This window comes from Shewanella avicenniae, from assembly GCF_017354945.1.
GTDB classification, from domain to species: Bacteria; Pseudomonadota; Gammaproteobacteria; order Enterobacterales; family Shewanellaceae; genus Shewanella; species Shewanella avicenniae.
In genome coordinates this window covers 2,073,074-2,087,658 of sequence record NZ_CP071503.1, presented here as the reverse complement: position 1 = coordinate 2,087,658, position 14,585 = coordinate 2,073,074, and the positions used below count along the sequence as shown (strand labels likewise).

General features: G+C 41.4%; 10 protein-coding genes and 2 tRNA genes. 10 read left to right on the top strand and 2 right to left on the bottom strand.

The genetic code is table 11. The features are described 5' to 3' along the window. Window positions 1-121 precede the first annotated feature (121 nt). The 10 genes from JYB87_RS09205 to JYB87_RS09160 all read left to right on the top strand — a co-directional run bounded on the left by JYB87_RS09205 (window position 122) and on the right by JYB87_RS09160 (window position 14,000). Window positions 122-1,207, top strand: a complete 1,086-nt coding sequence (locus JYB87_RS09205; protein ID WP_207356533.1) for a PD-(D/E)XK nuclease family protein — start codon at window positions 122-124, stop codon at window positions 1,205-1,207. A 238-nt stretch (window positions 1,208-1,445) separates the two neighbouring features. Further along, window positions 1,446-7,592: an NACHT domain-containing protein gene (locus JYB87_RS09200; protein ID WP_207356532.1), complete on the top strand. Its 6,147-nt coding sequence runs from the start codon at window positions 1,446-1,448 to the stop codon at window positions 7,590-7,592. 126 nt (window positions 7,593-7,718) lie between these two features. Beyond that, window positions 7,719-8,252: a hypothetical protein gene (locus tag JYB87_RS09195; protein WP_207356531.1), complete on the top strand. Its 534-nt coding sequence runs from the start codon at window positions 7,719-7,721 to the stop codon at window positions 8,250-8,252. Window positions 8,253-8,584: 332 nt separating this feature from the next. Next, window positions 8,585-9,181, top strand: a complete 597-nt coding sequence (locus tag JYB87_RS09190; RefSeq protein WP_207356530.1) for a tyrosine-type recombinase/integrase — start codon at window positions 8,585-8,587, stop codon at window positions 9,179-9,181. Window positions 9,182-9,356: 175 nt separating this feature from the next. Further along, window positions 9,357-9,935 (top strand): hypothetical protein, encoded by a 579-nt coding sequence (locus JYB87_RS09185; RefSeq protein ID WP_207356529.1) that lies wholly within the window; start codon window positions 9,357-9,359, stop codon window positions 9,933-9,935. 611 nt (window positions 9,936-10,546) lie between these two features. Then, window positions 10,547-11,416, top strand: coding sequence for a hypothetical protein (locus JYB87_RS09180; RefSeq protein ID WP_207356528.1), 870 nt, complete (start codon window positions 10,547-10,549; stop codon window positions 11,414-11,416). 81 nt (window positions 11,417-11,497) lie between these two features. Next, window positions 11,498-11,827, top strand: a complete 330-nt coding sequence (locus tag JYB87_RS09175; RefSeq protein ID WP_207356527.1) for a hypothetical protein — start codon at window positions 11,498-11,500, stop codon at window positions 11,825-11,827. Between the two features lie 68 nt (window positions 11,828-11,895). After that, window positions 11,896-13,112 (top strand): IS3 family transposase gene (locus JYB87_RS09170; protein ID WP_407695816.1). Its coding sequence is split into 2 segments (ribosomal slippage): window positions 11,896-12,211 and window positions 12,211-13,112, totalling 1,218 coding nucleotides; the frame shifts between segments, so codons are not numbered across the junction. Window positions 13,113-13,189: 77 nt separating this feature from the next. Next, window positions 13,190-13,408 carry a hypothetical protein gene (locus tag JYB87_RS09165; protein WP_207356526.1) on the top strand — a complete coding sequence of 73 codons (219 nt, stop codon included), beginning with the start codon at window positions 13,190-13,192 and terminating at the stop codon, window positions 13,406-13,408. Between the two features lie 136 nt (window positions 13,409-13,544). Then, complete coding sequence (locus tag JYB87_RS09160) at window positions 13,545-14,000, top strand: hypothetical protein (RefSeq protein WP_207356525.1); 456 nt, start codon at window positions 13,545-13,547, stop codon at window positions 13,998-14,000. Window positions 14,001-14,410: 410 nt separating this feature from the next. Here the strand turns inward: JYB87_RS09160 and JYB87_RS09155 are convergent. Next, window positions 14,411-14,487, bottom strand: a tRNA-Val gene (locus tag JYB87_RS09155). Between the two features lie 19 nt (window positions 14,488-14,506). Continuing rightward, a tRNA-Val gene (locus tag JYB87_RS09150) sits at window positions 14,507-14,583 on the bottom strand. Window positions 14,584-14,585: the final 2 nt, after the last annotated feature.

Genomic DNA, 14,585 nt, shown 5'->3' with positions numbered 1-14,585 from the left:
GGAAGAGGCTAAACGTCATTTGCCCCATTTCAAGCTGGAAGTTTTCTAGATGGTGATGTCTAGTAGTCTCAAGTTGGCCAAATTTTAGTAATGTTTCTCTATGTCCGAAGGAGAGTCGTTAATGGATGTAGAACAGCTCAAAGCTTTGTTAGATAAATTTCGTAGCCTGCCGGTTACTGAGAAAGAGAAAACCATTTTTGACATTGGTACTCGTGGTCATTTCGAAAATCCTACCAGTGATGTTCTGGCATTCTTCTGCAGCAGCGAAGAGCAACATGGTATGGGGAACCTCTTCGGTAACAGTATTGCTGGATTAATCAGTAATAAGTTGAATCGGGAGCTTTCTCAGTCTTCGCTTCCGGTCAGTGCCAGCAGGGAGGTGGCCACAGAGCAGGGGAAACGTCTTGATCTGGTTCTGGAGTATGATGAATACCTGTTAATCATTGAAGCAAAGGTCAACCATAGTCAGGTGAACCCGTTTGAAGAATACGAACGTTACGGGGACAAACTTGGCGCTGAAAACGGTAAAGACGTGTTGTATGCGGTGTTATCACCTTCCGGGCAAGTTGATGATCCGCTGACCAATCACAGATGGGCAGGAATTTCATTTGATGAGCTGAAAACAGCCGTATCAGAGAACCTGCACTCTTGCTTTATTCTCAAGCCGCTTGATAAGTGGGTCTTTGTTTTAAGAGATTTTTTACTACACCTGGAGAATTTATCGATGACGGTAGGGAAGAACCCTAACTATGCCTTTGCTCTGGAAAACATGGTTGAAATCAGCAAGGCATGGACGTTGTTAACGGATAGCCTGAATGACATTAACAGCCAGATTTATCGTCAGTGTGAAGAGCGTTACGGTAGTGCCTTTTCTCATCGCAAATCGAGCTGGTTTAAGCCATTGCCAGCTTTTACTTATTCGCTGGAAGGCAGCAGTGTTGAGGTTATATTTTTTGCCACACCGAGAGCTATGAATGGTCTTAAAAATGAAGGTAAGTTCCAGTATGTGCAGGTCTATATTAAGAAGGACAAACAAGAAGACCTGTTCCGTAATCTTCAGGAAGCTTTGCAAAGAAAGACGGTGGACTTCTGGGAAAACAGCAGAGATAACTCCGGAATTTTGCGCTGGCCACTGGAGTATGATGCTGATGTGGTCGGTGAGATGATGGCTGTTTTAGATTTGGTTAATGAAAAGGAACATAGATAGAGATAAATAAAAAGTATCAAGCCAAGGTCGGTAACTCCACGATGCCCCATTGTAAGTTATCAGCGTACTGTGCAGCTGACTTTGTTTGCTTCCAATTGACCAAATTTTAGTAATGCGACAAAGTGACTACTGGAACAGTGACGATTCAGTTCACCCTCCGACTACTAATATTCGTTAAGTATATTTTTCCCAATATCAAAAGGAAGTGTGGCATCGTCTTTTTAAGGAGCATATTAGAGTGTCAAATATTAATTCAGGTGACGGTGAACGTACTGCAATGCTGGGGTATGTTCCGCAGTATGAAATAGCAGCAGGCTTAATATATGAAGCTTTACTTGATGGAAGTCTTGAACGGTTTCGAGTCGCCGATCCTGATGCTGGAAGCTTAGATGATATACTGATTGCGACTACTGGTAAGCTTGATGCGTATCAGGTGAAGTGGGCGGAATACACTGGAACAATTAGCTATGCAGATTTTGTAAGGGATAGTTCGACAAAGCAGGGAGATGAGAAGCTGAGCCTTTTCAGGCAACTTTCAGAGGGGTGGAAGCACTTAAGTACAAATAATAAAGATAGAATTGTAAAAGTTCATTTGCTTCATAAATCAGTACCCAGTTCAAGCTCTAAAGCTCAAATCCCTTTAGGCGACACGGCTCCTCGACATGCTCACTTTCAATCTTTCTTAAAAGAATGCTGGTTCGATAGACGATGGTGTGAAACAGGCTTAGATACCGTATCCGCGTGCTGGCAAAAGGCACTGTTGGATCTACAGAAACGGTCAAAATTTAATGATGACCAATTTTTGAATTTCATTCGCAACTGTGAGCTTGAATTCAACTATAAGCGACCAGCAGATATCCCTATAACTAATCAAGGACAAGCCAGAAAGCAAAAAGATATTGAAAAGATATATAACCTTTTGACGAAAATGGCGGGAGGTGAACGTCGAATTATTGAGCTGTCCAAAGATGATATGTTAGATAGGTTGGCGTGGAGTCATAGGTTTAAGCATAAGTTTGTTCATGAATTTCCTATCGATCGAACTTATCAAGAAATTGAAGAAACTGTTGGTTCTATATCTGATGTTTTATCACAAATCAAGCAAGGCTATGTTGCATTGCTTGGAAGCCCTGGCTCAGGAAAGTCAACAACGCTTACTCATACTTTAAAGTATAAAGCAGGATATAAACTAGTTAGATATTACGCATATGTACCCGATAGCACCTACCAAGGGCGTGGTGAAGCGACTACTTTTCTTCATGACATCACATTATCGCTAAGAAATCACGGCTTTCGTGGTGAAAGCTCCGGGCAGCCAGGCTCAAGAGAAGAGTACCTATCATTGTTAGGAGAGCAGCTTCAACAAGCCCATGACAAATGGAAAAATGATGGCGTAACCACCATCATAATGGTTGATGGGTTAGATCATATTCAGCGAGAACAAAACCCATTACAGAGTTTGTTGTCAGATTTGCCTCTCCCGAACACCGTGCCTGATGGAGTGATATTTGTTCTAGGTAGTCAAACGCTAGAGTTGAACGATCTTTCTGATACGATAAAGGAGCATATCAGCCATGGCAGTCGAACCATTGTTATATCTCCTCTTACTCGGACAAATGTCTATGCAGCCATAAATGAATGGCCAGGCTGTTCCGACCTAACAGATGATAATAAGAAGAAAATTTTTGAAAAGTCATTAGGGCATCCTCTATCTTTGGTTTATTTGCTGCAGTTTATTACTGGCGGATCGGGTAGGAGTTATGATGAAACTATTGATGAATTTCCTCTTTACCAAGGGCATATTGAGCAAAGCTATTCAGTTTATTGGCGACAAATAGAGAGTAATCAGAAGCTTGTTGACTTGCTTGCGTTATTGTCAAGATTGAGGGTGCCAATAAATACTCACGTGCTTGAGAAATGGTCTGATCATTCAACTATTCGCGCTTTTATTTCAAGTGCAGCCCACTATTTCAAGAAGGATAGTGATGTAAGTTGGCGCTTTTTTCATAACAGTTTTCGACAGTTTATTTTAGATAAAACGTGCCGAAACCTATTTGGTAATTTTGATGATTCAAAAAATATTGAATATCACAAGGTATTAGCTAAACACTGTATTCAATCGTCTGAGGATAATGATCCAATGCGATGGGAAGCCGTTTACCACCTTTTTAATGCTCGGCAGATGCAAGCTGTAATTGATACAGGGACTCAAAGTTACTTTAGAGACCAGTTCTTTAATCTTCGGAATACTTCGAGTTTAACAGATGATATTGACGCTGTTCTATTGTCAGCTAAGGAGTTGAATGATCCGCTTGCCGTAGTGAGATGTCTTTTAATTGAAAGTGAGCTTAGAGAGCGAAGAGACGCCCTTAATGAGGTTGATATACTTGATCTTTTATTTTCATCGGAGGGGGTAAGTTCAGCGCTTAGCTACATATTCGATGGTGAGCTGCTAAGGGTAAGTGATTCAGAAGCACTCAAATTTTCTAAAGTTCTAGCTGAGAACAAATTCTTTAATGAGGCTAAAAGGGTCTTTGAAGCTGCTGAGCCGCTAAGTTACTTGTCAGGTGGAGACGCTATTGATCCGCATCATGGGGGAGCTGAAGATTTGAAACGATGGGCTGACGTAGCTCATTATTTCATGCCGCTAAGCGACCTTGTCTCAACTATACACCAAACGAAGTGTGAAGTTGATGGTGTGGGATCATGGAGTGGAAATGATGAAGACCTACATGCTCGCTTAATGAGACGGCTGGTCAATGGTATCTATGAAACAAAAGACGAAGAAAAAATAACTGAGCTTTTCTATTTCTTGTCAGAAAAAAGGAAGCTCTTTGATAGTCTTATAGATTTATGTGTCACCATATGCATTAACCAATATCCATTGGCTTTGATAGACACCGCATTCGAGGCTGTCATTGATTGGTCTGAAAATAATGACTTGGATTTTTCAGAAAAGTTGTTGGTTACTGAACTGGATTACAGATCCAATGGAAATATAGAAAAAACTAAAGAATGGTTTGAAAATTTTGAACAGCCAAAACTTTATAAATATGGTGTTCATGGCCAATGGAAGAACCTAAGTCCATTCACAGATAGAATTCGTCTTAACAGACTACGAGCAGCCCTGGGACAAGATGTTGATCCTGTTAAGGTGGTTCCAAATGAAAGCGAAAAAAAGTATACAGGAAACGTCTTATTTGAACGTGCTTTAGTGAGGTTTTCAAGCATTTGGGGACGGGGTTGGGCTGGAGAGAAGCTGCTACCAAGTTTTATTGTTCAGGAGATAAAGCCATCATTTGAATTGTTACGAAAGCCTTATGATCAAACAAGGGATTGGATTGGGTGGTATGAGTTTGAATCAGCCGCTGTTGATTACTTTAACTTCGCAATAAGGGCTGCCGCTCAGCATGGACATGATTGTATTTTGGCTTTAGCCGATGCGTTTAGAAAAGATTGGGATAAACGGTATTGGCCGACTGGCTGGCGCAGAGAGATTGCTTTCACTTTGTATAAGGAAGGATATAGCAGGGATGGTTTAGTTGACGTACTGGATCAAATCGAGAAAGAGATCCCCGATTTTGACGACATTCACTCTAAAATGTCTGAGTACTATGAACTTTCTATCATGTGGTCAACGATTGGTAAACCAGATCGAGCGGCTAGCCTGTTACCAAAAATCTTCAAGGGTTCTTTTGGAATATATCATAGGAAAGACAGGCAATTTTCCCATTGGGTATCGTGGTTAGGTAAGTTGATCAGTCAATATCCTGATTTAGCCTACGGTGAAATATGTCGATTTTCTTTGGCGTTAGTAGATTTGGAACAGTCGGGAAATGGTCGTGGTACGCAGGAAGCAGGACTTGATCTCATCACTATGACTACACGTTGGAATCCGGGATATGGTTTAAAGCTCTTGAGGTGGTTATTCGATCATAAAGGGCTTGATTATGCTCCGGGCCTAACAGGGTTGCTGTCTGGAATGCTTGATGGCTCTAGTCCGCCATTGAAAGAAATATCAGTGATGACGAGAAAGCTGCTGATCCCTTTCGAAGAGTACAATCCTTCTGATCTGCCTAAAAAATTAGTGTATCGGACCTGTCAATCCTCTGATGATGGGGTGACGGATGAGATAGGAAAGCTTATTGCATCTATCAATATACACTTATTGCCTTCAAATCGTTACTCGTGGTTAGAAGGGGTAGCGCTTGGCGTCAGGGAAGCGGGGTTGGACAATAGTTTTTATGCCTCAATGGCGATTTCTACCCCCCAGAAAAAGCATGTTACTCATGAACCTTCTCTGATACTAAATACAGGGGAAAAACTTACAGAAGAAGAGACTCAACTGAAAATAAATTCTCCTGAAAACCTTTTTCAGCTTCTTCGAAATGTGAAATCCGTTGAATATTTCCGCTGGATGAACTTAATTCAACCTTTTTTAAAAGGTATGAATGTCCCTCAATTAGAGGAACTCTATAAGCTCTTAAAGCCAGTTAAGCCTGATAATAATGTTGTTTCTTGTATTGCTGGCGCATTGTCTTCACATGGTGAAGTGGATAAAGCGAACAGTTTATTAGAAGGTTTATTCGATAACTCAGATGCTAAAGGTTGGGATTTGCATTGGGATGGGGGTTCTAGACAGTCGATATTTAGAGCCCTTGTTGAAATTGATGCTAAACAGTGGCGCCCTAAAGCGCTCGCTTGTTTAGTTGATGATTACATTGGTGAATATAGGTATCCAAGCAGTTTAATTTGGAACTTACCAGAAATTGTCGATATCCTCTTTGAGGATAAAGATATCCTGCCCATTTGGAAGGAAATCAAAGAACATGCATACCTGCTAGACGCTTTTGAACAAGGGGCTGAGAAACCTCCGGCACTGTTAGATGACATTGGCGAGAAGAAGGATGCTAGTTTACTCATTGAGTTTGCATTCGATATGTTTGATGTGGCTATTCCTGAATTAGGGGTTATGGCTCATCAGGCAATCGTTGGCTTGGCTAAAATTAAAGCAAATTGGCCAGAAATTCTTAGGCAAGTAGCTCGTAGAATAGACAAAATTGGGTTAACGCAGGTGAAAGTAGTGTCTTTGTTAAGTAGCTTAGCAAAGGATTTCAAAGAGTTTGTTCTTCAATTTGAGCGGGAAATATCTTCACTCTGTGCATCGGAAGACTTTAGTGTGAGGATGATTGCCTTGGATTTGTCTAGTAGGCTAGAAATCGAAGGCTGGCTACCTCCACGTGAACGCTCAAAGTTACCTTTGATATACGAATTGGAGTTACCAGAAATAAATAATAAAAAAGAAGCTATTCCTTTTTCAGCTATCCGTCCTGGAGAAACACTTCCTGATGTTGATGACCCGATTGAGTTGCTTAGGCCTTTGATGACTGAAGCTAAGCTTGTAGCTGATATGTCAAACGTGTCGTTAGAGAATTTAGCCTACAGAGTTTGTGAATTTATGAAAACTTTGATTCCAGAGAATGAATGGAATAAGCAAGCTGAGGAAATATATAGAAACTGGTTGGAAGGGATCGGACTCAAGCTGACCTATCATCGTTTAAGACCAAAAGTGGCAAAGCTAGCACTCTCTCATGTGGTATGCGAGTTATTGGATGCAGGGCGAATTCCTCCTCAAGGAGTTGATCTTCTGCGAGATATTTTCAAACGTAGTGATGAATTATTATTGGGTCTTGAGCCCTCTATTAGACCTGAGTGTATTGTTGTACCGAAAGCAAAAGATCGAGATATACCTCATAATCACGATGAATGGTTGGGAGATATTGAACGAGGTATTACACATTTTGTTGACCGTATAAACACTGAAAAACAAATTATAGGGGAACTTACGACCTGGAGCTGGTTAGATTGGGATTTGCCAACGGAAGTTCGCATATCTACAGTTTGTCATCCTGAATGGAATGACGGTGTAGAAGTTACCTCTCCTTATGCTTTCTTCCCAAGCATGATTTATTGGTCAGCTATTGAGTACCCGGAAATCACCACTACTTATGAACCATCACTGGTCATTTATGGTACAGGTTCATACATTGATCACGGAGGTATTGAGTGGTTAGCATTAAACCCATCTATAGGTTTTTCTTTAGGATGGTCAATGTCAGAGGAAGGGCTTTTTCGCTGGGTCGACCAAAAGGGTGACACAATGGTTGAAAGCATCTATTGGAAAGATGGTTCTATTTCTCGACAACCACCTAAAATGGATGATATTTGTTCAAATGGATGGCTTGTAATTGCCTCTGACGAGGCAGTTGAAAAAATCAGGGAAGTCATTGGCGAAGCGATAAAAGTAAATGCAGTCATACGAAGTTATGGTCGAAATACATACGACCCTGACATTACTACTATCCAACAGAGAATTAATTGGTAGTCACATTGTAGGAGCATATTGAATTTGGCCACCTAATTAGAGCTGCTATGATGGCAGCATCACAACGTTAGGTGACAAAATGACTTGACCACTACAGATTTGGGCATTAGGCGTAAGAGGACTTTTATGGAACTTTCAAATACTCTAACAATTGCTCAATTAGCATTTGGTGTAAATGCAGTGATTGGATTTATGCTCACGCGTTACTTTAATGAAATAAATAGCTTCACTGAGGCGGGGTCGCGATTTATTGGTGAGCACAAAGTACACGAAGCATCTTTTGATGTTGAGGAAGATGACTTAATTAAAGCTGTAGAGCGCGTGTTGCCTGACTTCAAAATGATATCAAGAGTATATCTTATAATTATGTTTTACTCGCTTCTGTGTGTCATTGTCAGTTTCAGCGTATTGATTATAGCTTCGTTATACCCAGCACTTGATGTTAGCAGTGTTGTATTTGTTCTTATTTCATTTGTTTTAGTTGTTCTAAATCCTTTTATTTATCATGTGGTTGATCGTAGATTTGTCATAGAACACGAACATGCCAGAATTTTGATGGAAGATATAAATCAATACGCTGAAGATTCTGAGGAATTGCAACCATTTAAGTCATTGATATTCCAAGAAAGTTTTAAAAGAAAATATAATTACAAGTGGTAATAGAGAATTCCTAACCGGGTAGCAGGAGAAACGCAATGGCTAAATTCAATAGTGGAAAGGCATACCACGGGTCTGAAGTAGTCATGAACAATACTCATCAGCAGACACTAATAGTGTTGGGCACTTGTGGTTTAAAGTTATCAGTTCGCTGAGGCAGCAAGCAACGTGCTGGTTTGCTTGGCGTTAACCCATAGAAATGTTTATCTGAAATTCACCTAATAAAGCCGACGACCTAACACGCTTTTGTCCACCGAAGTTTCAGTTGCTCCTGACCCCAACTAAATGTGACTGCCAAACTTCATGTTGACCAACAACATTGAGAGGAGGTCATCATGAGAAAGTTATCTTCTGGAAAATGTAGTGGCAGCAAAAGGCCATTTAAGCTTGAAGAAATCTGGCGAATCAGAACTAGATTGGAGATTGAAAACAACCTCATGCAGCTTGCGCTACTGAACCTAGCTATTGATAGCAAGTTAAGAGCGAGTGATTTGCTAAGGCTACACGTATACGATGTTTCTTCGCAAGGAGTTATCTATGAAAGGGTTCAATGCATTCAGCAGAAAACGGGCACCGACGTACACTATGAAATTACGCCGAGAACGCAACAAAGCATTAGCCGATGGATCTTTTCAGCATCCCTAGAGGCAAGCAGTTTTTTATTTCCGAGTGGCCGCCACAAAGAGCAACCAATCAGCTACTCATACTATCGATCAATTATAAGGAATTGTGCTGTAAAACTTGGATTGAATGCGGACTACTATGGTACTCATTCCATGCGCCGCACCAAAGCTACTTTGATCTATGCCAGAACGAAAAACATTAGGGCGGTACAGCTCTTACTTGGGCATTCGAAGCTAGATAACACTATTCGGTACCTTGGCGTTGAGCTAGAAGACGCTCTGAGACTCTCTGAGAAAACAGACTGCTGATAAGCGCCTACAGGCTTTTCTTCTCTTCTGAAAAGCCTGTGCCCCAAAACTTGTTACGAGTTCAGATGAATGATTCTTCTGGCACAGCCCAGTTGACCAAATTTTAGTTATGATACAGAGTGACTACTCTACCAGTGGCTATTCAATATTTAGGCATTACCTTTCCTGAGGAGATATGGTGGAAGCTAACTATTGGCAGTATTATCTTTCGTTAGAGGAAGACATTGATCGGCTCTTTCGGTATATCGAACCCTCTGAACACAACTTTTCCGCTTATTCGGTAGAGCTTACACGCTTGTATTTGGCCATATGTTCCGAAATCGATGTACTTCTAAAAGCGTACTGCAAGCTTCTCGACGCTGGTTCTTTTGCCTCAAAAATCAACGAATATGCTGAAGTGGTAGTTTCGTCAAAGAAGAGTCTTTGTTCTGAAACCGTCAATCTCCAGAGATTTGGGCTTTCGATGACGCCATTTTACGAATGGGAGCAGCGAACAACGCCAGTTTGGTGGAAAAAACATAATGGTGTGAAGCACAATCGGGACGTCAATTTCAGAGATGCCAATCTAGGCAATGTCCTAAATTCCTTTGCAGCATTGTATTTGTTAAATCTTTACTATTATCACGAACGAAGCTCGATCGAACTTCGAAAGCAAGGTTTCTTCGAGCCTCTAGAGGCAACGGTAGTGTCACTGAAATCGCGTCTGGATCTACTTAAAATAGACAGTGTCTTGCTCAACGTTCAGGAAAGGTAACAAGCACTGCCACTACACAGCTTTTCCGTTACTTTCACTACAAAACAACGCAAGTTATGGGCGTTTAAATAGCGAATGATATCGCAGCTATTGGTGTCATAGATGAAAGACAACGTTTATGGCCAGATCCTTTAAATTTCTAGCTTATACGAATGAGGCTGTCACTATACACCAGTGGTGGCTGTTATGTCGCAAGCTCGGCGATGCCCCAAAATGAGTTAACTCGTTGTCTGTGGCACAGTCAAACGCAGACTTTCTCGCCTACAAATTTTGATCCATTTCACTTAAATGTTGTCCTTCTTTGAAATGCCTAAAAGCTGTACGGGTATACAGTCATATTGAAATCATGGCGATTTTCATCTCAACTTCGTGCGCGTTTTCACATTCCAATATAAATAAATATCATTAAAATCACATAATTATAAAACCTATGGGATAGATAATAGGTCTAGGAAATGCGCATGCGCGTTTTTCCAGATGGTGAATTTAGTAAAATGCTGATAAGTTCATTACATACAAATAGTTAACTGTGCGCGTTTTCACTGGTCCAACGAGGTAAACGCGCATGCGCACGAATAAGCTGTTAGGCAAAGTCATAAACGGAGATAATTTTGAGTGAAACAGCCACAACAATAATAAAGCTCCTTTCGGCATTGACATCGCCAAAAGCGGCAGTGAAATACATTTCAGTTGCTGTGTTTGTAGTCGTATCTTGGAAATACTTCAGTGAACTTGCCAAGTCCTTTGGTACGCCGGAAGAAAATATCTCCATAGTAGTCTTGTTGGCGGGGGTAGGCTTGGGTTCAATTGTTGGACAAATCGTTACTTGGGTCGGTGAATTATCCTGGAAATTTATAAATGGAAGAATAGAGGCAAGTAAGCTTGCCAAACAAGCCATTGAAGAAAAAGCCGCCAATGAACTTAAGATGGCCAAAGAGAATGAGAGGCTTCTGCAAAAATATACAGAATCTTTTCCCCATTTAGGCTGGGAGTCAAAAGAAAAGCTCCGTGAACTTACCTTAAGAGATATAACACTCGATTTTTCAAATCTGGCATTTAAAGCGTTACTTGAAAATAAATACATCAAAGTAATTTCGCAAATATCAAATAGAACTTATCTGGTTACGCTTAATCCTGTTATTGCTGAGGCAACAAAGAGCACATGGGAGCAAGAGATCAAGGAAAACGTGGATGACTACTTCCTTGATATGACGCCTGAAAAACAGAAAGTTTTGGAGCTGATGGAGTTTAGGGAAGAAGACGATGATTCAGTAATAGAATTTGATATCAAGTCTACTGTATCACCATATTATTCTTGCATCAGGCGAGAGGCAGAAGATGAGAATGGGTTTTGGTTGTGTTTCCGATCATATTATCTAGATGAGTTTTCGAAGCGAACTGGAAGGGAATACCAAGACGAGTCGTGGATAGACAAGAATAGAATTTTGCTACCAGTAGAACCCGAGGGGGGAAATGCCTAACAAGCGCATGTTGTCGGACTGGTATTCCGCTGCGCTCCAAACCAGCCGCAAACGCGGGCGTTAGGCGGCTAGGAGGTAAATTTGCCCGGAGTACAAAATATTAAAGCAGGAGAGGGCTTTATTCGGACTTACGATTTAATAGAAGTCTTGAATAATGATGTTTATACGGCTTTTGAAGTTCTTGAACGCGATAAACAGAATCAATATTTGAGGCGCAGTGTCGTAAGAGCGGTTTTCTCCTATATCGAAGCGCTAATTGAAAGTATCAAGGTAGAGATTCGATCAAGTATAAGAATCGAACGACCAGATTTTGAGTTGAGTAAAAAAGAAAGCGAGTTGTTAGGCTCACTCTCACCTATATCTCAAGATAAGGGACGTCAATTTCCGCTTGAGCAGAATCTAAAATTGTAATAGCCCCCGATTAAAACGGACACTCATTAGTTAAGCGATAGGCTTAGACCTATCTTTAAGGAGTGTCTATGGAACGTATTGAAATTATTACTGGCGAACAACGTCGCCGTCGTTATACTCCGCAAGAAAAAGCAAAGTTCGTTGCCATGACTATGCAGCCGGGCTATTCGGTTTCGCTGGTTGCCAGGCAAAACGGCATAACCCCGAGTCTATTGTTTAAGTGGAAAAAGCTCATGCAAGATGGTGGTATGTCTGCTATCCAGTCTGGTGACGAAGTCGTCAGTGCTGCAGACCATAAGGCGCTTCAAAAGAAAGTGAAACAGCTTGAGCAGTTGCTCGGCCGTAAAACGATGGAAACCGAAATTCTAAAAGAGGCGCTGGAGATAGCTCAGTCAAAAAAGTTGATATCGCGCATGCCATTGCTACCACCGGACGATTCCCTGTCCTCCGAGTAGCTGCGGCTCTTGGCGTGTCGCGTTCGAACTTATACCAACGTTTGTCCGTGCGCCGAGAAGGCCGCTCAGTACGCTACAACAAGGCTGATGATGCGCTGTTATTGCCGTTAATAATCGACCTCTGCGAGGAGCGTGGAAGCAACGGCTATCGCCGGATTACTGCGCATTTAAATCGCCAGTTGAAAGCAGAGCAGCATGTAATTACACGAGTGAATCCCAAACGCGTCTATCGCCTGATGCAACAAAACAACTTGCTGTTACGCAAACATACCGGTCGTGTAAGTGAGCACCGCGCTCATGACGGTCAGGTTATTACGTTGCACCCAAACACTCGCTGGTGCTCAGACGGCTTTGAAATAACGTGCTGGAACAAAGAAAAAGTGCGCGTGGCATTTAGCTTAGATTGCTGTGATCGTGAAATTATGAGTTATGTAGCCACAACGACGGGTATCCGCGCTGACATGGTTCAAGACATTTTGGTTGAAAGCATGGAACAGCGCTTCGGAGATGTCCGAGAGTTGCCACATACCGTGGAATGGTTAACCGATAATGGCAGTTGTTATATCGCCGAAGAAACACGGCAGTTCGCGAAGTCACTCGGTTTTAAGGTGTGCACGACGCCAGTTAGAAGCCCGCAAAGCAATGGCATGGCAGAAGCTTTCGTGAAGACGTTTAAACGAGATTATGTATACCTGAATGACCGTCCAGACGCAGCCACGGTGCTTGCAAAGCTCGCTGAATGGTTTGACGATTACAACAATTACCACCCACACAGTGGATTGAAAATGATGTCACCTAGAGAGTATCGAGCTCTCAAAGTGGCGAGTTAAACTGTCCGTTTTAGTGGGGGCAACTACAAAAATTAACTTTTAAACTGGCTGCCAAGGTATGGGAACTAGACTTCAAGTTGAACAGTGACGGTGAGGACTATAGAGATTTTGTTATCGCTAAGTCATACAGAAATAAGCTCACGCACCCTAAAACATTTTACGATGTTGAAGTTACAGATGATGATATGCATTACTATTCTGTTGCTGGTATGTGGGTTCAAGAAGAGTTTCGCCGTTTGTTTAAAGCAAGAGTTGACAATCTAGAAGCCTATATAAATAAGCATCTGGTTAATTGATTGGAGTGCGCGCGCCTAACAAAGAATTTAAGAGTAATTCCTTCCGCTTGGCAGTTTCGCTTCGCTCAAGTTTAGCCAAGCGTGCGTAACACCTCAATGAGGCGTTAGTACTATTTGAAATATAGAGGAAAGATACTTGTACAAATTTAAATGCTTAATTTTGGTTTTTACATTATTTAGCCATGGTGTATTAGCTAAAGATATGCAAGCTCGTCAAACAATGAAATGGTCTCCGACAGTAAAGATGTCTGTTGACGCAGGTTTTTACCAAGAATTATTTAATCAGTGTGAGTTAGTAGGTTACGGTGGTTGGGAAAAAATGAATGAGTACAGGGGTATTATAGCTGTTTCAAATCAAATTCATTTGGCGGAAAGATTGTTGCCCAATATTGTAGATGATGTGGATTTCGAAGTGTCTTTGGAAAGCCGTATTAGCGCTTATTATGCAGGTGCAAGTTTAGCCGAAATGGCATTTAAGAATACATACAAGCTTATCAAAGGAAATGTAACTAAAATTATGTGGTATTGCCGAACAGATGTTGGAGTTGCTGCGGAGAAGTCGGTGGAATATCAAGTTTGGATGAGCAAATAGTTCTAACAAACAATTTAAGAGTGACTCCCAACGCTTAGCGATTTCACTCCGGTTTGAAATTTGTCACTACGGTGCAATGGTTTAGCTTGGTTGTTATAGCGTTGTCGCACCTTAATTTGGCGTTAACCAATAGAAATTTTTATCCGAAATTCACCTGATAAAGCCAACGTCCTAACACGCTTTTGTCCAAATTCATGATTTAGCTACGGCGCTTTTGTCACGTTCCTACTTAGGGATTGGTCACACAGTGGTCACATTCGAGGCTGTTTGTGGCCATCATGATATGAGTCGCCTCATTTTAGATTAAAAAACAATCAAATCTCAAAATTGAATATAAATCTATGACAATAGTCGAAGTAGGGCGCTTTAACGTGATGGATAAAATTTTAACGTATTGATTTTACGATATTTGGTACACCCGAGTGGACTCGAACCACCGACCCCTACCATGTCAAGGTAGTGCTCTAACCAGCTGAGCTACGGGTGTAAAGAAGAGTTGTTCAATTTGGTACACCCGAGTGGACTCGAACCACCGACCCCTACCATGTCAAGGTAGTGCTCTAACCAACTGAGCTACGGGTGTAT